This window comes from Devosia sp. A449 (assembly GCF_054489375.1).
The window spans coordinates 609,172-627,437 of the sequence record NZ_JBTMWU010000001.1 but is presented as its reverse complement, the minus strand read 5'-3'; the positions used below and the strand labels follow the sequence as shown (position 1 = coordinate 627,437).

16 protein-coding genes and 1 tRNA gene are annotated in these 18,266 nt (G+C 62.3%); 10 read left to right on the top strand and 7 right to left on the bottom strand.

All coding sequences use genetic code 11. From position 1 onward, the window contains the following. The first annotated feature begins 182 nt into the window (after positions 1 to 182). The 4 genes from ACX3OW_RS03075 to ACX3OW_RS03060 all read left to right on the top strand — a co-directional run bounded on the left by ACX3OW_RS03075 (position 183) and on the right by ACX3OW_RS03060 (position 4,353). Positions 183 to 923 carry a sulfite exporter TauE/SafE family protein gene (locus ACX3OW_RS03075; RefSeq protein ID WP_459094267.1) on the top strand — a complete coding sequence of 247 codons (741 nt, stop codon included), beginning with the start codon at positions 183 to 185 and terminating at the stop codon, positions 921 to 923. A gap of 122 nt (positions 924 to 1,045) precedes the next feature. After that, a complete protein-coding gene (locus ACX3OW_RS03070; protein ID WP_459094266.1) occupies positions 1,046 to 2,197 on the top strand; it encodes a Gfo/Idh/MocA family protein in 1,152 nt (383 codons plus the stop codon). Between the two features lie 165 nt (positions 2,198 to 2,362). After that, positions 2,363 to 3,532, top strand: a complete 1,170-nt coding sequence (locus tag ACX3OW_RS03065) for a dihydrodipicolinate synthase family protein (protein ID WP_459094265.1) — start codon at positions 2,363 to 2,365, stop codon at positions 3,530 to 3,532. Beyond that, positions 3,529 to 4,353, top strand: a complete 825-nt coding sequence (locus tag ACX3OW_RS03060) for a sugar phosphate isomerase/epimerase family protein (RefSeq protein ID WP_459094264.1) — start codon at positions 3,529 to 3,531, stop codon at positions 4,351 to 4,353. The genes ACX3OW_RS03065 and ACX3OW_RS03060 overlap by 4 nt, the downstream gene beginning before the upstream one ends. Positions 4,354 to 4,402: 49 nt before the next feature. On the opposite strand, the gene ACX3OW_RS03055 is transcribed toward ACX3OW_RS03060, so the two are convergent. The 3 genes from ACX3OW_RS03055 to ACX3OW_RS03045 form a co-directional block, all read right to left on the bottom strand. Beyond that, positions 4,403 to 4,801 (bottom strand): hypothetical protein, encoded by a 399-nt coding sequence (locus ACX3OW_RS03055; RefSeq protein ID WP_459094263.1) that lies wholly within the window; start codon positions 4,799 to 4,801, stop codon positions 4,403 to 4,405. 110 nt (positions 4,802 to 4,911) lie between these two features. Beyond that, the gene (locus ACX3OW_RS03050) at positions 4,912 to 6,108 is read right to left on the bottom strand and encodes a class I SAM-dependent RNA methyltransferase (protein WP_459094262.1); all 1,197 of its coding nucleotides are present in this window, start codon (positions 6,106 to 6,108) and stop codon (positions 4,912 to 4,914) included. Between the two features lie 229 nt (positions 6,109 to 6,337). Beyond that, entirely contained in the window at positions 6,338 to 9,262 is a 2,925-nt protein-coding gene (locus ACX3OW_RS03045) for an FAD-binding and (Fe-S)-binding domain-containing protein (RefSeq protein WP_459094261.1), read from the bottom strand. A gap of 111 nt (positions 9,263 to 9,373) precedes the next feature. Between ACX3OW_RS03045 and ACX3OW_RS03040 the strand changes: the two genes are divergently transcribed. Further along, complete coding sequence (locus ACX3OW_RS03040) at positions 9,374 to 9,775, top strand: DUF1761 domain-containing protein (RefSeq protein WP_459094260.1); 402 nt, start codon at positions 9,374 to 9,376, stop codon at positions 9,773 to 9,775. A gap of 39 nt (positions 9,776 to 9,814) precedes the next feature. Here the strand turns inward: ACX3OW_RS03040 and ACX3OW_RS03035 are convergent, their stop codons facing one another. Then, on the bottom strand, positions 9,815 to 10,546 hold the full coding sequence (locus tag ACX3OW_RS03035) for a PadR family transcriptional regulator (protein ID WP_459094259.1): 732 nt from the start codon (positions 10,544 to 10,546) through the stop codon (positions 9,815 to 9,817). A 267-nt stretch (positions 10,547 to 10,813) separates the two neighbouring features. Continuing rightward, positions 10,814 to 11,800: a complex I NDUFA9 subunit family protein gene (locus ACX3OW_RS03030; RefSeq protein WP_459094258.1), complete on the bottom strand. Its 987-nt coding sequence runs from the start codon at positions 11,798 to 11,800 to the stop codon at positions 10,814 to 10,816. Between the two features lie 157 nt (positions 11,801 to 11,957). On the opposite strand from ACX3OW_RS03030, the gene ACX3OW_RS03025 reads away from it, so the two are divergent. The 4 genes from ACX3OW_RS03025 to ACX3OW_RS03010 all read left to right on the top strand — a co-directional run bounded on the left by ACX3OW_RS03025 (position 11,958) and on the right by ACX3OW_RS03010 (position 15,377). Then, entirely contained in the window at positions 11,958 to 12,320 is a 363-nt protein-coding gene (locus ACX3OW_RS03025; protein WP_459094257.1) for a GFA family protein, read from the top strand. Between the two features lie 57 nt (positions 12,321 to 12,377). Beyond that, positions 12,378 to 12,462 (top strand) — tRNA-Leu (locus tag ACX3OW_RS03020). A gap of 96 nt (positions 12,463 to 12,558) precedes the next feature. Further along, positions 12,559 to 14,142: a tyrosine-type recombinase/integrase gene (locus tag ACX3OW_RS03015; RefSeq protein WP_459094256.1), complete on the top strand. Its 1,584-nt coding sequence runs from the start codon at positions 12,559 to 12,561 to the stop codon at positions 14,140 to 14,142. Between the two features lie 203 nt (positions 14,143 to 14,345). Further along, the gene (locus ACX3OW_RS03010) at positions 14,346 to 15,377 is read left to right on the top strand and encodes an AAA family ATPase (RefSeq protein WP_459094255.1); all 1,032 of its coding nucleotides are present in this window, start codon (positions 14,346 to 14,348) and stop codon (positions 15,375 to 15,377) included. A 215-nt stretch (positions 15,378 to 15,592) separates the two neighbouring features. On the opposite strand, the gene ACX3OW_RS03005 is transcribed toward ACX3OW_RS03010, so the two are convergent. Beyond that, on the bottom strand, positions 15,593 to 16,243 hold the full coding sequence (locus ACX3OW_RS03005) for a hypothetical protein (protein WP_459094254.1): 651 nt from the start codon (positions 16,241 to 16,243) through the stop codon (positions 15,593 to 15,595). A 244-nt stretch (positions 16,244 to 16,487) separates the two neighbouring features. Then, positions 16,488 to 16,649: a hypothetical protein gene (locus ACX3OW_RS03000; RefSeq protein ID WP_459094253.1), complete on the bottom strand. Its 162-nt coding sequence runs from the start codon at positions 16,647 to 16,649 to the stop codon at positions 16,488 to 16,490. A 379-nt stretch (positions 16,650 to 17,028) separates the two neighbouring features. Between ACX3OW_RS03000 and ACX3OW_RS02995 the strand changes: the two genes are divergently transcribed. Further along, complete coding sequence (locus ACX3OW_RS02995; RefSeq protein ID WP_459094252.1) at positions 17,029 to 17,634, top strand: recombinase family protein; 606 nt, start codon at positions 17,029 to 17,031, stop codon at positions 17,632 to 17,634. Positions 17,635 to 18,266 lie beyond the last annotated feature (632 nt).

Sequence of the window (18,266 nt, the reverse complement as noted above, 5' to 3'; positions counted from 1 at the left end):
CGGACATTTCCGTGACCCGGCCCCCAGACTGCGGTCCGACTTTGGCGCTGTCAACCGATAAGTAACTACCCAGTTCTTATTCGGGCAGCGAAAATTTACGGGCAGCGACCGCTGGATAGAGATTGCGCCGGCCGCCGTGCCGAAGCATCCTGAACCGAAAGGTTGTCTCGCAGGGGCGGAATATGGAATTTCAGTCGGCCATCATCATGCTGGTGGCATTGGGCCTGGGCGCCGTGGTCAAGGGCGCCACCGGCATGGGGCTGCCGCTGATCGCGCTGCCGGTGCTGGCCTCGTTTTTCGGGCTGCAGCATGCGGTTGGCCTGCTGGTCATCCCGCTGATCGTCACCAATGGCTGGCAGATCTGGCGGTTTCGCGCCGAGGCCAGCTCGCCCCGGCTGGGCTTCATGCCGTGGTTTTTGATCTGCGGCGCCATCGGCGTCGGGCTGGGCACCTGGGCGCTGATCGCCCTGCCGGAACGGGCGCTGGTGCTCACTTTGGGCATCATCCTGCTGCTCTATGTGGCGCTGCGGCTGCTGACCCCGCATTTTTCGCTCAGCGACGCCGCCGCCCGGCGCTGGGGGCCGCTGGCCGGCACGGGTGGTGGCATTTTGCAAGGCGCCACCGGCATTTCCTCTCCCATTGGCGTCACCTTCATCCACGCCATGGCGCTGGGCCGGGAAGCCCATGTGTTCACCGTCTCGGCGATGTTCCTGGTGTTTTCGGTGGTGCAGCTGCCGGCGCTGTGGGCCACCGGAGTGATGCGGCCGGAATGGCTGGTGCAGGGCCTCCTGGCCATGATCCCCATCCTGCTGTTCATGCCGCTGGGCCAGTGGATCAGTGGCCGGCTCAGCCGGCAGGCCTTCGATCGGATGATCCTGATTTTCCTCGGCGCCATCGGCGTCAAAATGCTGCTCGGAGTCTAGCGCAGGCGGCGCTTTTCACGCCCCCTCCGAACGTCGATAGCGATCCCGCTTGACGGCCCCCCGCCATCGCGTGTAGCTAAGTAACCAATCAGTTACACCGCAAAATCGCTCGGAGGAATTCAATGGCGGAGCAACGGCTCGGACTCATCATGCACGGCGTCACCGGACGCATGGGCTATAATCAGCATCTGGTGCGCTCGATCCTGGCGATCCGCGATCAGGGCGGCATCGCACTCGCCAATGGCGATCGGCTGATCGTCGACCCGATCATCGTCGGCCGCGACGCCGACAAGATCGAGCGTCTGGCCAAGAAGCACGACATCAAGCGCTGGAGCAGCGATCTCGATGCGGCGCTGGCCAATCCCGATGACACCGTGTTCTTCGATGCCGGCACCACGCTGATGCGCGCCGGGCTGATCGAGAAGGCACTGGCCGCCGGCAAGCATGTCTATTGCGAAAAGCCGACCTCCGACTCGCTCGACATCGCCGTCGAACTGGCCAAGACCGCCCGTGCCTCCGGCCTCAAGCATGGCGTGGTACAGGACAAGCTGTTCCTGCCGGGCCTGATGAAGCTGAAAATGCTGCGCGACAGCGGCTTCTTTGGCGAAATTCTCTCGGTGCGCGGCGAGTTTGGCTATTGGGTGTTCGAGGGTGACTGGCAGCCGGCGCAGCGCCCGAGCTGGAACTACCGCAAGAAGGATGGCGGCGGTATCATCCTCGATATGCTGTGCCACTGGCGCTACGTGCTCGATAACCTCTTTGGCGAGGTCAAGGCGGTCTCCTGCCTCGGCGCCACCCACATCCCGACCCGTGTCGACGAGCAGGGCAATAGCTACAAGGCCGATACCGACGACGCGGCCTATGCCACGTTTGAACTCGAAGGCGGCGTGATCGCCCAGATCAATTCGAGCTGGACCACCCGCGTCCGCCGCGACGATCTGGTGACCTTCCATGTCGACGGCACCCACGGTTCCGCCGTGGCGGGCCTGCACAAATGCTGGACCCAGCATCGCGTCAACACCCCCAAGCCGGTGTGGAATCCCGACCAGCCCCAGACCATGGACTTCTTTGGCGATTGGGAAGAAGTGCCGGACAACTGGCCGGCCCAGAACGGCTTCAAGGCGCAGTGGGAAATGTTCCTGCGCCACGTCGCTGAAGACGCGCCCTGGGAATATGGCCTCGAAGCCGGCGCCAAGGGCGTCCAGCTCGCCGAACTCGGCCTCAAGAGCTGGGCCGAACGCCGCTGGCTCGACGTGCCGAAGCTGGAATTCTGAGGGGCACTCCCCCCGACCGCGATGTCATTCCACCCACGGTGTCACCCCGGCCTTGAGCCGGGGCCCATCCCGAGATGTTTCAGCGCTCAGCGATAGTGAAACTATCTCAGGATGGGTCCCCGCTTTCGCGGGGATGACACCGAGTTTGTTGAGGAAACGCTCTCCATGACCAGCATCAGCCTGCCCAATCCCGACCGGTCGATATCCAGCTATACGCTGACCGGCACGCCGATCCCCTTCGTTCGCCACAAGGCATCCGACTTCAACCGTATCGCCTATGCCGCGGCCCATGTCGTCGCCGATCCGCTGGCCAATAATGATCCCTGGCTCACCCCGGCCATCGACTGGGACACCACATTGAAATTCCGCCATCGGCTATGGGATCTCGGTCTCGGCGTTGCCGAAGCCATGGATACCGCCCAGCGCGGCATGGGTCTGGGCTGGGCCGAGGCGCAGGAGCTGATCCGCCGCGCCCAGGCCGAAGCCCGCACCCGCGACGATAGCCTGATCGCCTATGGCGCCGGCACCGACCACCTTGCCGCCGGTCCCGATGTCACCATCGACCAGATCATCGCCGCCTATGAAGAGCAGGTTGGCTTTGTCGAAGGTGAAGGCGGCCGCGTCATCCTGATGGCCAGCCGCGCCCTGGCTGCCGCCGCCAAGTCGCCCGACGATTACGCCAAGGTCTATGGCCGCATTCTCAGCCAGGTGAAGCAGCCGGTGATCATGCATTGGCTCGGCGAAATGTTCGATCCGGCTTTGGCCGGCTATTGGGGCCAGGTCGATCACGACGCTGCCATGGATGTCTGCCTCGACGTCATCGCCGCCCATGCAGACAAGGTCGACGGCATCAAGATTTCGCTGCTCTCGGCGGAAAAAGAAATCGCCATGCGCCGCCGCCTGCCGGCCTCGGTCAAGATGTATACCGGCGACGACTTCAACTATGCCGACCTCATCGCCGGCGACGACCAGGGCTATTCGCATGCCCTGCTCGGCATTTTCGACGCCATCGCTCCGGCCGCTTCGGCGGGCCTCGCCGCGCTCGGCAAGGGCAATAATAACGAGTTCTTCGACCTGTTGGCCCCCACCGTGGCGCTGAGCCGCCACATCTTCGCGGCGCCGACCCGATTCTACAAAACCGGCGTGGTGTTCCTCGCCTATCTCAACGGGCTGCAGGACCATTTTTCCATGGTCGGTGGCCAGCAATCGACCCGCTCGGTGCAGCATCTCAGCGAGCTGTTCCGCCTCGCCGATCAGGCCCGCGTGCTCGGCGACCCCGACCTTGCCGTCAAGCGCATGCAGGCGGTGCTCACTGTCAACGGAGTGTCGGCATGACCGCGCGCGCTATCTCGCTGAACCTGGCCACCACCCGCCAGGTCTGGGGCTTCAAGGAGGCCGTGGAAGGCTGTGTGAAGGCCGGCATCACGGCGATTTCGCCGTGGCGCGACCAGATCGCGGCCGTCGGCCTCGATGAAGCCGCCCGCATGGTCAAGGCCAATGGACTGCAGGTTTCCGGCGTCTGCCGCGGCGGCATGTTTCCCGCCGCAACTGCGGCCGGACGGCAGGCCCAGATCGATGACAATTTGCGCGCCATCGACGAAGCCGCCGCGCTCAATGCCGACTGCCTGGTGCTGGTGGTCGGCGGCCTGCCCGGTTCGTCCAAGGACCTGGCCGGCGCGCGCCAGATGGTCAGCGACGGCATCGCCGCCATGCTGCCACACGCTCGCGCCTCGGGCGTCAAGCTGGCCATCGAGCCGCTGCACCCGATGTATGCCGCCGACCGCGCCTGCGTGAACACCATCGATCAGGCGCTCGATATCTGCGAAAATCTGGGCGAAACCGTCGGCGTCGCCATCGACGTCTATCACGTCTGGTGGGATCCCAATCTGGCCAACGCCATCGCCCGCGCCGGCCGCATGAAGCGCATTTTCGCGCATCACATCTGTGACTGGCTGGTGCCGACCCGCGACATGCTGAATGATCGCGGCATGATGGGCGACGGCGTCATCGACCTGCCAGCCATCCGCAAGATGATCGAAACCGCCGGCTTTTTCGGCCCGCAGGAAGTGGAAATCTTCTCGACCGAAAACTGGTGGAAACGCCCCGGCGACGAAGTGCTGGCCACGATCAAGGAACGCGTCGCTACGGTTTGCTGATCCAGCAAGACTCAAAAACCCCCGGGCCACGCCCGGGGGTTTTGCGTTGTTAAGCCCGGTTATAGGCCAGCGTCTGGCACAGGATCGCCGCGCGGCAGCCCTGAATTTCGATAGTGTCCGGGCCAACCTGGGTCACGGTGGCCTCGGCGCTGATGCCGCCGGCCTTGAGCGCGCCTTTCCACTGGTTGGGCGCGCTCTGGGTGGCCTGCATAACCTGCTTGCCGACAAAGGCCAGGTTCTGCTCGGTGGCCGACTGGCCTTCCAGATTGGTCAGCACGCCGCACAGATCGGTGCCGGTTTCCCCGCACAGGGTGAAGCTAAATGAGGTGCCGAAGGAATCGACAAAACTGCCATTGGGGTCGACAGCGGGTGTGGCCTCCTGGGCGAATGACGGCAGCGCCGCCGCGACCAAGAGGCTGATGGCAAATGTCGTTTTAGCAAAGTGCATATGGTGATCTCCGTTCGCAACAACCGCCGCCCCCGCGCAGCTATTTGTTGATTGACGGTATCCCAACGCAGCTTCACCCGACCGGGTTGCGCTCCTGCGACAAACTGTGATCAGCGCCGGAAGGTGGCCGCCATCTCGATATGGGTGGATTGGGTGAACTGATCCACCGCGATCAGATCGCTCATAATGTAGCCGCCGCCGATCAGAATCGCCGCATCGCGGGCAAAGGTTCTGGGGTCGCAGGCCACCATCACCACGGTGGCGATTTTCTTGGCCAAGGCCAATTCACGCACCTGCGCCTCGGCCCCGGCGCGGGGCGGATCGAGCACCACCGCCGCATAGGGCAGTTCGAACTGGGTCAGCGGATCGCGGAACAGATCGCGCGCCTTGGGCGTCACCTCGCGCAGATTGCGGGTAAAGCGCCAGGCCTTTTCCAGCGCGGCAATACCCGCCTTGTCATTGTCGAACGCCGCCACCGGCCGCTGCTCGGCCAGCCGCAGGGCGAACGGGCCGACGCCGCAAAACAGGTCGGCCACGGTTTTGGCCTTGCCCACGGCATTGACGACATAGTCGCCCAACACGTTTTCCGCCGCTTCGGTCGCCTGCAGAAAGCTGCTGATCGGCAATTCCACCTGGGCGCGGCCCATAGTGAGCACCGGCGGCTGGATCTGCAGCACCATTTCGCCATTCAGCGACAGCCGCGCCAACCGGAAACGGTCAACCAGCGGCGCTACGCGGTCAGCGCGGGCCTGCTTTTTCTCGGTGCGAATAGCCACGTCGAGCCCACTCGCCGTGGCGGTAAAGCTCACATCGGCCTCGCCCACCAGCTGCATGACCGCGCGGGCAATATCGGGAGCCTTGGCCAGACCCGGCACCAGAATCGGGCAAACATCGAGATTGTGCACCTGATGACTACGCAGCCGCATATAGCCGGCGCCCTCGCGCCGCGCATGCAACGTCGCCCGCCGCCGGCCGTCACCCGCCGCATCAATGAAGCGCGACACCTTGGTGTCGATGCCGGCAAAGCGCAGCGGCGTTTCCACCAGCCCGATCTTGAAGGCTTCGTAGCTGGCCCGATCCATATGCTGGAGCTGGCAGCCACCACAAATGCCGTAATGCGGGCAGAACGGCGCGACGCGATTTTCCGCCGGGGTGATCACCTCCACCAGCGTGCCGCGATCACCCGCGGCCGTGATCACCACCGTTTCGCCGGGCAAGGCCAGCGGCACGAAGACCTTGCGGCCCTCAATCTCGGCGACACCCTCGCCCTTATGGCCGAGGCTGGTGATGGTTGTGGTGATGGTCATGGATTTCCGGTGCTTGCTGAAGAGGTTCAGTACAAGGTCCCGGCCCCAAAGCCAACCGGGCGCGATTTACTGGCCTTTCTTCCCCTCGCCCCTTGTGGGAGAGGGACCGAAAATCCGCGTTCAGCGGATTTTCAGGGTGAGGGGTTCTCTCCGCATATACTGTGGGTGAAAAGGCCCCCTCATCCGCCCTTCGGGCACCTTCTCCCGCAAGGGGAGAAGGAAAGCGGCGTTACGGCCGACTCGCCCATTCCAGCAGGCTGGCCAGCCCGACAAACGGCACCCCGGCATGTTCGCTCAGGCCCGACGCGCAGGTGCTCACCGTCGACACGCCCAGCGTACAGCCCGCCGGGATATCGTTTTTGGCAAAGCGCGTGGCATGGGCATTCAGCTCGGGGAAAAACAGCCCCTTGTCGCCGGCATAACCGCAGCAGGTCACCGAACTCAGCACCGCAACCCGCTCGGCACAGGCCGCCGCAATCGCCTCGGTCATTGGCTGCTCGGCCAGCCGCTGCGCCGAGCAATTGTGGTGCACCGCCACCACATCCAGTTTCTTGGTGATGGTGAGTTTCGGCAGGATCTGGCTCAGCAAAAACTGGCTGGAATCGAGCACCGGCGCATCACCGGGAAATTCCCGCAAATGCTTGGCGCAGGTCGACGCATCGGTCACCACCGACAATCGCCCCGCCTCGCTCAGCGCCGACAGCTCGCGGTTCAGCGCGCCGCCGACTTCGGCCGCCTGCTCGGGAAAGCCCTTTGACTGGAACGGCTGGCCACAGCATTGCCCATTGAGCTTTTCGGGCATCACAACGTCAAACCCGGCCCGCGCCAACAGCGCCAGCATCGCCTCGGGCACAGCCAGCAGATCATGCTCGGTCTTGGGGGCGCCAAACATGCGGGTGGCGCAGCTGGGGAAATAGACGATGGAGGGCCGCCCGCTCTGGGCAATCGGCACCGGAAACCCCGTCTTGCGCGGGTCCTGCCGCGAATCGACCGGGGCTTTGGGCGCCCCCGGCCCATGGTTTAACGCCCGCGATACGCGCGGCACCCGATCGCCGGTCAGTCGCCGGGCCGTCTCGGTAATGGCTTCCACCGCCCCCGCCGGCACCAGCATTCGTGCTGCATCGGCAAAAGCCACGCCACCGCGCATCAGATGCTCAACACTGCCGCGATGATCGGCGACAAAGCCCGCCACCGCCTGCGCCGTGCCGCCGCGCCGCTGGGCGCGCTGGCCGATAATCATGGTGCCGGTTTCGATGCCCACCGGGCAGCGCAGCGAGCACAGATTGCACGCCGCGCAGGTATCGAGCCCGGCATATTGGAAATCATCATCCATGCGCTTGAGCCGCGCCGAGTCTTCGCCACTGGCGCGCAGCCGCTCGCGTTCGCGGGTCACGGCGATGCGCTGGCGCGGCGACAGCGTCATGTGCTGGCTGGGGCAGGCCGGCTCGCAAAAGCCGCACTCAATACACAGATCGACCAGCTCGTCGGCCAGCGGCATCAGCTTGAGATGCTTGACGTGGATCTTGTCGTCATCATTGAGCAGCACGCCGGGATTGAGCAGCCCTTCGGGATCGAAGGCCGCCTTGATGCGCCGCATGATGGCATAGGCCTTGGCGCCCCATTCGGCCTCGACAAACGGCGCAATAGCCCGCCCGGTGCCATGCTCGGCCTTGAGCGAGCCGCCATAGCGCACCGACACCAGGTCGGACAGCGCATGGGAAAAGGCGTCGAATTTTTCCGCCGAACCGGGCAGGGAAAAATCATCGCCCATCTGGAAATGCAGATTGCCGGCCAGCGCATGGCCGAAAATCACTGCATCCTCATAGCCATGGTCATCGAGCATGGCGCGCAGATCGACGACGAAATCGGCCAACCGCTCGATCGGCGCCGCTACGTCCTCGGTGAGCATGATGCTGCCCTTGGGCCGCGTCGCACCGGCCGAGGCAAAGAACCCCTTGCGGATGTCCCACAGCTCATGGCTGCGATGCTCGTCGGTGGAAAGATCAATCTGGGTGGCGCCATGCCGGGCCAGCAAGGCCACGGCCTTGTTGACCTCAGCCTCGAGCGTCGCCGCATCGGGCGCGGTCACGTCGATCAGCACCGCTGGCGAATTGTCGGTCAGAAACGGCAGCAGCGGCGCCATTGGGGCCAGATGCTCCACCGTGGCCAGCGCCCGGCGCTCGATATATTCGGCGGCGGTAATGCCCGTCGTCACCTGCACGCCGCCATTGGCCATTTCGATAATGGCGCGGCCGGCCGATTGCGGATCGGGAAACGGCACCAGCCCGGTGGCCTTGAACGGATGCTCGGGCACGGTGTTGTAGGTCACCTCGGAGACGAAGCCGAGCGTGCCTTCCGAGCCGACCATCAGATGGATCAGGATTTCGAGCGGGTCGTGATAATCGACCAGCGCATTGATCGAATAGCCGACCGTGTTCTTGATGCGGTATTTATGGCGGATCAGCGCCACCAATTCGGCATCGGCCATGATTTCGTGATGCAGGCGATGCAGCTCGTCGAGCATGTGGGCATGGCTGGCGCGAAACGCCGCGCAGCTTTCCGGATCGCCCGAATCCAGCATGGTGCCGTCGGTCAGCACGATGCGCAGCCGCGCCATGGTGTGATAGGTGTTCTGCGCCACGCCGCAGCACATGCCGCTGGAATTATTATTGACCACGCCGCCGATCTTGCAGGTGGCCTGGCTCGCCGGATCGGGCCCGATCTTCTTGTTGAACTTTTTCAACGCCGTATTGGCATGGGCGACAATGATCGCCGGCCCCAGCGTGATCTGCTCGGCGCCAGGGTGAATTTCCAGCTTGCGCCAGCCATCGCCCAGCACTGCCAAAACCCCATCGGTCACCGCCTGCCCCGACAGCGATGTCCCTGCCGCGCGAAACGTCACCGGCAGGCCTTCGGCCCGCGCCGCGATGAACACGGCGCGCACCTCGTCCTCGGAATTGACGAAGACCACCACAGCCGGAATCAGCCGGTAGGAGCTGGCATCGCCGCTCCAGGCATAGGTCATCAACGGGTCGGTATAGATCTGCCCCCGGACTTTACCGCGCAGCAGCGCGGCCACACGCTCGCCGGCGGCGAGACGCTCCGGGGTTTGAACGACGGGCTGGATCGAGGCGAGAAGAGGAGCTTGCTGCATCTGCTTGCACTAACATGTTAGCGGCCGGCTGCGAAGACCCTTGTCAAAGAAGCGGGTCAGGGATTTGCTCGACGCCAGACCAATGGCGCCACCGCGCCGGGGAGCAGGACAATGCCCGAAATCAACTGGCTGGCGGTGATTGCCGCCGCATTATCGATGTTCGTGATCGGCGGCGTCTGGTATTCGCCGCTGCTGTTCGACAAGGCCTGGCGCCGCGCCGCCAGCCTGAGCGAGGCCGACATGGCGCGAGGCAGTCCGGCGCTGATCTTCGGGGCCGCCTTTGTGCTGTCGCTGCTGATGGCGGCCAATCTGGCCTTCTTCATCGCCGGGCCGGCCACCACATTGAGCTTTGCCATCGGCGCTGCAGTCGCGGCGGGCCTCGGCTGGGCCACGCTCAGCGTCGGCATCCTCACCCTGTTCGAGCGCCGGCCACTCAGCTATTTCCTGATCAATGGCGGCTATCTCACCATCAGCTTTGCCGTGATGGGGCTGATTCTGGGCCTCTGGCGCTAACGCAAAAAGGGCGACCGTCGCCGGCCGCCCCCATAGCTTTCAGATATCGACGTCGTCGTCGCCCAGCGCCTCGATTTCGGTGGCCGCGCGCTTGAGAATCTCCGCCGCGTGGCGCTGCTGGTCTTCAGTGCCGCGCCGCGCCTTCTTGATCGCCGCCTTAAGGGCGCGCCGTGCATCATTGAGTTCGGGCACCACATCCTTGAGGTCGCGGTCGCCCGCGCCTTCGGGATTGGGGCCCCAGCCGGGGCCGAAGCCGCGATGGGGCGGCGGTTCGCCGGGGCCCGATTCGCGGTTGAACGGCCAGTCGGCCTTGGCGAATTCGCGGAAGCGGGCCATCTGCTCGCCGGCCTTGGCCAGGAAGGACAGCGTCGATTCGATGGCTTCGCGATTGTCGGCCAGATGCGCCCTGCCCTCGTCGGTGATGGTATAGAGCTTCTTGTTGCCATCGGCCTCGGAGGTGACATAGCCGGCCTCTTCGAGAAAGGTCAGCGCCGGATAGACGATGCCGGGGCTGGGCGTATAAAAGCCCGCCGATTTTTCCTCGACCGCCTTGATCAGGTCATAGCCATGACGCGGCTGCTGCTCGATCAGATACAGCGCCACCAGCCGCAGATCGCCCGAAGCCAGCATCCGCCCGATGCGCAAATTGCCACCCATATTGCCAAATCCCTCACTGCCCTCGACGCCGGCGGCAAACCGTCCCCAGCCGCGCCTGGCCATGGCTTCCATGCGGCGCCAATTGGGCTCGCCCTTGTTCCAATAACTTCCCATGATGGGTCTCCGATATATCTTGAGTTCCGTTACAAGGGAAGATCGGGGCCGTACGCGGCTATTTCAAGATATATCTTACGATTGTTTTCGAGCGCTAAGCGTCCGCAACAAAACGCCCCACGGACCGAGTCCGCAGGGCGTGATTATGTTGGGAGGCTTGAGAGCGTCCCCACCCACGGTGTCACCCCGGCCTTGAGCCGGGGCCCATCCTGAGATCTCAAGATGGATCCCGGCCTTGAGCCGGGATGACATCGAGGAAAGTGGAGCTCAGAGAATCGGCGCCGGGGCGTTGTCGCGGTCGAACTGGCCGGCCTTGCGATAGCGGTAGAGATAGCTCGGCAGGATGGTCTCCATTGCCGTCGGCACAATGCCAAACGCGGCAAAGCTGCGCTTGTCCTTGATTGCGGCATCCGACACCACATTGTCGACGCCGAGCAGTTCGACCTGATCGGCGGTCAGCAGCGGCTTGCCCGGCAGGATGGCGAAGGGCAGCGCCAGCAGCTTGGCAAAGCCGGCCGAGAGCGGCAGCAGCGGCCGGTTGCGCGCGGCTTCGCGCTGCACCAGCTCGATCAGCTCGCGGTGGGTCGCCACTTGCGGCCCGCCCAGCTCATAGATGCGCCCGGTTTTGACCCGGCCTTCGGCGGCCCGCAGGAAGGCTTCGGCCACATCGGTGACATAGGCCGGCTGGAAGCGGGTATTGCCGCCGATCAGCGGCAGCACCGGGAAGAAGCGGGCCAGCGCGCCCATCAGGTTGAAGAAGCCATCATCCTGACCGAACAGGATCGAGGGCCGCATGATGATGGCATTGGGGAAGGCGGCGAGCACGGCGGCTTCGCCGGCCAGCTTGCTGGCGGCATAGCGGCTGACCTCGGCGGCGACATCGACGCCCAGCGCCGACATATGCACCAGCGTCGAAGCGCCCGCATCGCGCGCGGCAGCGGCGACATTGGCTGCGCCATCGACATGCACGGCCTGAAAACTCTGCGCGCCCCGGCTATGGCCGACACCCACCAGATTGATGACGATATCGGCGCCGGCAACGGCGCGGCGCACCGAGGCAGCATTGCGCAGATTGGCCTGGATCGGCTGCACCTGGCCGACGCTGCCATACATTCTGGTGTGCCCGGCCAGGTCCGGCCGCCGCACCGCCACGCGAATGCGATGGCCATTCTGGGCCAGCAGCTGCACGAGCTGGGTCCCCACAAAGCCCGAACCACCGAAAATGGTGACGAGTCTGGGTTCAAAGCGATCCATTTGCGGGCTCCGGCAACAGGCGAAAATTCGTCCCCGCTTCTAGCCCATGGCCGCCGCCGCTGTCGAGGGCTGCGCCCAGATAGCGGCGCGAATCACCTTGACTCCACCGCACAATCGTTCTTGTTTTGTTCAATAACCTCCAACCGAGTCTGGCCCCATGCCCGAAACCACGACCTATCACGGCCAATGCCATTGTGGCGCCGTGCGCTATTCCGCCACCACCGACCTGGCCTCGCCGGGCGATTGCAACTGCTCGCGCTGCCGCCGGCTGGGCTGGGTGATGCAGTCGCTGCCGGCCAGCGCTTTCGTGCTTGAAAGCGGCGAAGACAATCTCGCCGCCTATCACTTCAACACCGACAAGATCGATCACCTGTTCTGCAAAACCTGCGGCATCGAATCATTCGCCCGTGGCAGCGACGGCAAGGGCAATGCGCTGGTCATGATCAATGTGAACTGTCTCGAGCCGGCCGTAACGGTGGATAGCAGCACGATAAAGCACTGGGATGGGGCGAACTGGTGATTGCGAACAGAAACCGTGTTGACATCGTCCGGCGCGCCCCCTAGTTAAGCCGCGCCTGCCCAGATGGCGGAATTGGTAGACGCGCACGGTTCAGGTCCGTGTACCGCAAGGTGTGGAAGTTCGAGTCTTCTTCTGGGCACCATCTTTCTCCTATGCCGTTGACACGGTGGAGAAATCCGCAAGATCAATGGCTTAGGGGCCGCTGCTAGTACTAACTCTTGGTACAAAGCAGCGGTCCATGGGCTATTGCGTGAAAAATCTCTACCTAATCGGAAATCGCTGGAAGTACCGCAAAGGCATCCCTGCCCTGTTGCGTCCGCACATCGACGGGCGACTCACCGAGTTTGTCCGATGGCTTGGGGCGCATGAGGGAACCAGCAAGAATCCCCCACCCGGTATCCTGTCCCGTTATTCCGAAGTGGACAAAGAGTGTTCCGCGCTGATCGCCATGGCCAAGAAGCGGGCCGATGGACATTTCGATGAGCTAAATGCCGAAGTCATCGCCCATGTGATTACCCAAGCCCGTCATGAGCTATTGGAGGCGGATGATATCGGGCGTTTTGACCCTGATGTGTTGAACCACGGCAAACACTGGGAAAAGCGACAGGAAACCATTGATATCGTGCTGCCTGCCTTGAAGCGTGAATATGCGCTAGGGCAGATTGGCGAGTTCACCACTGATGAGGTCTTGGACCGCTGCGCATCCTTAGGCCTGCTGGTGGACACCCAGAGCGACGGCTTCAGAAAGCTGGCGAGGGCTTATCTAGGGTTGCTCATTGAGACCACAGAGAAGGCGCTACAGCGGCAGAGTGGGGAACCTGTACCGACACCTGAGCCGCCGCCCCCAATCGCCCCTCATGCCGCCCGCAAGCCATCTAAGCAGACCATAACGGGGCTGGCCACTGACTGGTGGAAAGAGGCTTCAGCAGCTGGTCGGTCACTTAGCACCAAAGAGGCCTACACCCGCGCCGCTAGGCAGCTGTCGGAGTTCCTCGGGCACGATGACGCCAACGCGGTCACCAATACCGATATCCTCGCCTTCAAGGACCACCGGATTGCCCAAGGGAAAAACCTCAAGACCATTGGGGCTGGGGACTTGTCGGCCCTTAACGTCCTTTTCGGCTGGGGGGTCAGCAATAAGCGCCTAGCGGTAAACCCCGTCGAGGGGGTGAAGGTCATGGCCCCTAAGAAAACAAGGAGCCGTGGCCCGGGCTTCACCGATGAGGAGGCCAGTGCCATCCTGTCGGCATCATGGGCCTATCAGCCAGCGGGGAAGGAACCCCACAAGACCACCTTGGCGAAACGCTGGGTCCCGTTATTGATGGCCTATACCGGCGCTCGGGTTGGTGAAATGGCCCAGCTTCGTCGTGAGGATGTGCGCCTAGAAAATGGGCGGTGGATCATAAAGATCGACCCGGAGGCTGGTACGGTGAAGACCGACGAGTATCGCGAGGTGGTAATGCACCCGCATTTGGTTGAGTTGGGCTTCCCCACTTTTGCCCAGCAAGCAAAGCCGGGTCACCTGTTTCTGACCATCACCAGAGATGGCCCCGAGGGTATCCGTGGCGCACTTCAGACACTCAAGAATGACCTCAGGGATTTCGCTCGAACGATTGTATCTGACCCGCGAGTTCAGCCCAACCATGGCTGGCGTCACAGGTTTTCCACTGTGAGCGGAGACCTTGGCAAACGTGAGGATGTGCAGTGCGCAATCACAGGTCACCAGCTGAAAGGTGGCTCACGCATGGAGTATGGCGAGCGTACATTTGTGGCTATGGAAAAGTTCTTCAGCGATTGGCCTCGTGTCGAGATCACCGACTAGCGAACCTTTGGTCGCTGAACATTATGGCCCCATTCAGACCATGCCGACGCGAGAGATAACCTCGGGCAATTAAGGCCCCACCTAGACATATGCCGACACCGCTCTTGGTGTTCCGCATCGTTTGACGCTCCCCCTCAATTTTATCCACCACACCAACGGCCCCCGGCGCAACACCCGGGCTGGCCGAGAGAACCTATGACGCCATGACAACCGAATTAATCACATTCAGCGCCGCCGACCTCCTATCCACATCCTACCCGCCCCGCGAGGTGGTCCTTGATCCATGGTTGCGCCAAGGCGAGACCGTAATGGTCTGGGCAGCGACCGGCGTCGGCAAGACGTGGTTCATCCTATCCCTCGCTGTCGCCATCTCCGGTGGTGGAGCCGTTGGCGATTGGACTGCCCCCAAGCCTCGTAAGGTTCTGATCATCGACGGGGAAATGCACCAGCAGGACCTTGCTGATCGCCTGAGGCTCCTCGGGGACGTCGGTGTCAGCGGCCATGACATGGAGGCAGTCGGCAGGAACCTGCATGTCCTTCCAAGGCAAGCCCAGGACCCCGACAGCCGCTTCCATGACATCACCGACGAGGGCGAACAGAACAAGATACTCAGGCGATGCCGGACGGAGGGGATTGAGGTTCTGATCATCGACAACCTATCCACAGTGGCCGACGGGCTCACCGATGAGAACGACGCGACGGCCTTCAGGACTATCCAAGGGTTCATGCTCAAGATGAAACAGGCGGGGATCACGACCATCCTTGTCCATCACGCCAGAAAGGACGGCAGGGATATGCGGGGATCGACGGCCCTCCAGACAACCTTTGAGGTGATCATCGGACTGCAGAAGCCGTCAGTTGCTCCCCATGGCAAGGCCTGCTTCACGCTGGAGTTCACCAAGGTTCGGGCCAAGGGCAATGACACGACGACGAGTCGCATATGGACACTGCAGGAAAACGGCTGGGATATAGCCGAGGATGAAACCCAGCTAGACAACCGGGTCCTTGCGGCTGTTCAGAGCATGAAGTTCCCCACGCAGCAGGACATCGCGGATCACCTCGGGGAACAGCCTCCGCAGGTCACCCGAGCCAAGAAGAGGCTGATCGCCAAGGGGCAGATCACGGCGGACGGCTGGGCGCAGTGCCTCGGGAAAGCCAAGGAACTCAGGGATAATCCGGTGGGGCCGGAGGACGATCTGGACATCTCGGGGAACCTTGAGAACTCCGATTACTAACCTGCTGGGACACGAGGGAGGGGGTCTCTGACCTCCCCCGCTAACACTTTCCAATTTCTTCTTTCTTATAGGGTGGAAACTGGAAATTCACTCGGCCCGAGGTGTTTTCTGGCTGGGTCTGCGTCGTCGTATTCGTACAGCTGCCACCCCGCATAATCCCCCAGGTACCCGGCCAGATGGGACCCGCTCATTCCTATACGCAAAAGGCGATTGGATCACCTTAGCCCCGCAGAATTTCTGGTGGTGCTAAGGTTGGGTGAGGCAGTTGGGGCCAGTGCCTGAAGTTGCTCGATGTGGTCGCTGGCTGAGTGGCCGATCACAGATGCAAGTCCAAACAGTAGCGAGCAACGCATCCCATGTTCGGTTTCTCCAGACTCATCGCCGCCATACATGGCAACGGTCTTTCGGTCACTTTGGTTGTAGGTGGCGACGTGGTCACAAAGACGAGAAAACGCAGCGCTCACCGAAAAGGGTGTGAACATGGTGGCCCTATAGGTGAGGTTTAGATCGGGAGTCGTCAGGTCTCGCCCATTCTTAAAAGCGCCGGCCCGCTCGTAACCAAGCTGCTTGCAGTACGAGACGATACCTTCCAATGCATCGATCTCCTTTAGCTTTCCCTCAAATATGACTGCCGCATGGTGGTACTGAGCCGCCTTGATCTGCTTCTGGATCATTCCGATTGAAGCAATAGCCGCCATCACCGCTGCGACGCCGGCAATCAACGTTTGGTATCGATACGCCCAGTAGTCGATCCCCCCATGCGGCGCATCTGCCGGCGCACCTGTCACCGTTAGCGACCCAATCAGTATCCCAAGCAAAAGCAGTTCTACCGCAACAAATCCGAAGATCACCCAATTCGACTTCACCGCTCCCCCCCCCCCCCTGGATGACCATCTCGCGTCCGGGATACCACCATACGAAGAGCCGGCCACGCAAGCCGCAAACGACTACCCCACCCGCAAGGACGGCGTGTACATCATGGTGACCCGGGGGCTGCTGGAAGACTCAGGGGAGGCCACTGGCGGGCAGTAGGCGTGTGGCCGTGCGCATCTGTAGTAGCTTCCCCATGAGGCCGGTACTGGGAGTCCCTAGAGCCTCCCTGAGGGGACCCTAAGCGGTCACCTCGGTTACCTGAAAGTCGGTTGCCGTTTCCGGGATATGGGACCAGCCGTGATCACAGGCGTCGAAGTGGTCCATGACCTTGATGGTCTCGACGTGAATGATGTCGTTGTCGTCGTTGACGTAGTCGATGCGGAAATTGGTCAGGCTCATTCGTCGTCGTGTCCCTTGGTATTCCCTCGGCTCATAAGCTGGCTGGAGTCCCAGAGGGGACCCAGAGCCTATTTTTGCTGAGGCATGTGTTGCCGGATACGTATAGCAGCCAGCGTCCTCGTTCCCCCCGGCACCCGGCCGGATGGGACCCGCTCATTTCCTATACGCGAAAATCATCTAGCATTGCCGTAAGTCATTGTGAATCCACAATAAACCTCCGATATCGCAGAGGCTTCGGTAGCGTTGTGATCGTCGTCGTCGTCCCGTAGGTGTCACTAGACCTTGCCCGTGTGGCACTGGTGGCTCACCTGACAATGCGGTGTCACATAAGTCCTTATTGACTTCTGGCACTCACTGGGTCACAAAGCCTTAGAGTCTAATGAACCTCAAGGCGGCAACGATGACGGCAATGGTGGGCTATGCCCGGACTTCAACAGCGGAACAGGTGGCAGGGCTTGAGGCGCAACTGCGTGACCTCGAGGCGCAGGGATGCACCAAGGTATTCAGCGAACAGGTGTCGTCGATTGGCGATGGCCGCCCACAGCTGACCGCCATGCTGGATTATGTCCGGGAGGGGGACGTGGTCGTCGTTACCAAGCCTGACCGCCTAGCGCGATCCACGGCTGACCTCTTGGCCATCTGTGAGAACCTCAAGGACAAGGGCGTGTCGCTCCGCATCCTATCCCTCCAGATGGACACCAGCACACCCACGGGAAAGCTCATGCTGACGATGCTGGGCGCTATCGCTGAGTTTGAGCGGGAACTGATGTTGGAACGTCAACGGGAGGGTGTCGCCAAGGCGAAGGCTGATGGCAAGTACAAGGGTCGCGCCCCAACGGCCATGAGACAAGCCGAGGAAGTCCTGCGGCTCAAGGGCGAAGGCCGGAGCGCCGACCAGATCGTCAAGCAGCTGGGCATTAGCCGCTCAAGTGTCTTCCGCATCTTCAGGACACAGACGGACACCGCAGGGAGCGCAGCCGAATGACACTGCTCAGCCCAATTGTGATCTACTGGATCATCTGCGTGACCTTCGTCCTCGTGTGGTCCGTCGGGCTCACATGGTGGGCCAGCTTGGACGATAAGGATTGATCGAGTTCGTCGTCTCAAATGAGGTCACGCCTCTCCTCCCACATTTTTTGGTCCTATATCCACGGCCCATTGGCCTCTGCCCGACACGTGGTATTGCTCTGATACAAAAACATGGTACGTTGCGTCGAGTGCAGCGACCTTAATTCGTTGGTTTTGCTAGGTTTTTCTTTTGGTCTCGCCAGTCTTCTTCTGGGCACCAATTATTAAACCCCGGCCCCGACGCAAGTCGCGGCCGGGGTTTTTGGTTTTAGGGCCACTCTAGAGTGGGCTTCCCTCGGCCCCACCCACCGGACCCCACCCTCCCCCTTGCGGGGAGGGAGAGCGAGATAGGAGTTAGCTTGCTAACTCCGTGATCGAGCCGGGAGGGGGTGCGAGAGCCCCGATATCGCGGCCAACCCACCCCCACCCTTGATCCCTCCCCGCAAGGGGGAGGGCGTCGACTGAAAATTCAGCAGCCCAAAATTTCATGAGGCAAGTCTCGCCGCATGCACGCCGCGCGCCCCCCGCCCGCTCGTCTTCCCAATGCCG

Coding starts and splice junctions, on each gene's coding strand:
- ACX3OW_RS03075 (WP_459094267.1), top strand. CDS start 183: ATGGAATTTCAGTCGGCCATCATCATGCTGGTGGCATTGGGCCTGGGC.
- ACX3OW_RS03070 (WP_459094266.1), top strand. CDS start 1,046: ATGGCGGAGCAACGGCTCGGACTCATCATGCACGGCGTCACCGGACGC.
- ACX3OW_RS03065 (WP_459094265.1), top strand. CDS start 2,363: ATGACCAGCATCAGCCTGCCCAATCCCGACCGGTCGATATCCAGCTAT.
- ACX3OW_RS03060 (WP_459094264.1), top strand. CDS start 3,529: ATGACCGCGCGCGCTATCTCGCTGAACCTGGCCACCACCCGCCAGGTC.
- ACX3OW_RS03055 (WP_459094263.1), bottom strand. CDS start 4,801: ATGCACTTTGCTAAAACGACATTTGCCATCAGCCTCTTGGTCGCGGCG.
- ACX3OW_RS03050 (WP_459094262.1), bottom strand. CDS start 6,108: ATGACCATCACCACAACCATCACCAGCCTCGGCCATAAGGGCGAGGGT.
- ACX3OW_RS03045 (WP_459094261.1), bottom strand. CDS start 9,262: ATGCAGCAAGCTCCTCTTCTCGCCTCGATCCAGCCCGTCGTTCAAACC.
- ACX3OW_RS03040 (WP_459094260.1), top strand. CDS start 9,374: ATGCCCGAAATCAACTGGCTGGCGGTGATTGCCGCCGCATTATCGATG.
- ACX3OW_RS03035 (WP_459094259.1), bottom strand. CDS start 10,546: ATGGGAAGTTATTGGAACAAGGGCGAGCCCAATTGGCGCCGCATGGAA.
- ACX3OW_RS03030 (WP_459094258.1), bottom strand. CDS start 11,800: ATGGATCGCTTTGAACCCAGACTCGTCACCATTTTCGGTGGTTCGGGC.
- ACX3OW_RS03025 (WP_459094257.1), top strand. CDS start 11,958: ATGCCCGAAACCACGACCTATCACGGCCAATGCCATTGTGGCGCCGTG.
- ACX3OW_RS03015 (WP_459094256.1), top strand. CDS start 12,559: ATGGGCTATTGCGTGAAAAATCTCTACCTAATCGGAAATCGCTGGAAG.
- ACX3OW_RS03010 (WP_459094255.1), top strand. CDS start 14,346: ATGACAACCGAATTAATCACATTCAGCGCCGCCGACCTCCTATCCACA.
- ACX3OW_RS03000 (WP_459094253.1), bottom strand. CDS start 16,649: ATGAGCCTGACCAATTTCCGCATCGACTACGTCAACGACGACAACGAC.
- ACX3OW_RS02995 (WP_459094252.1), top strand. CDS start 17,029: ATGAACCTCAAGGCGGCAACGATGACGGCAATGGTGGGCTATGCCCGG.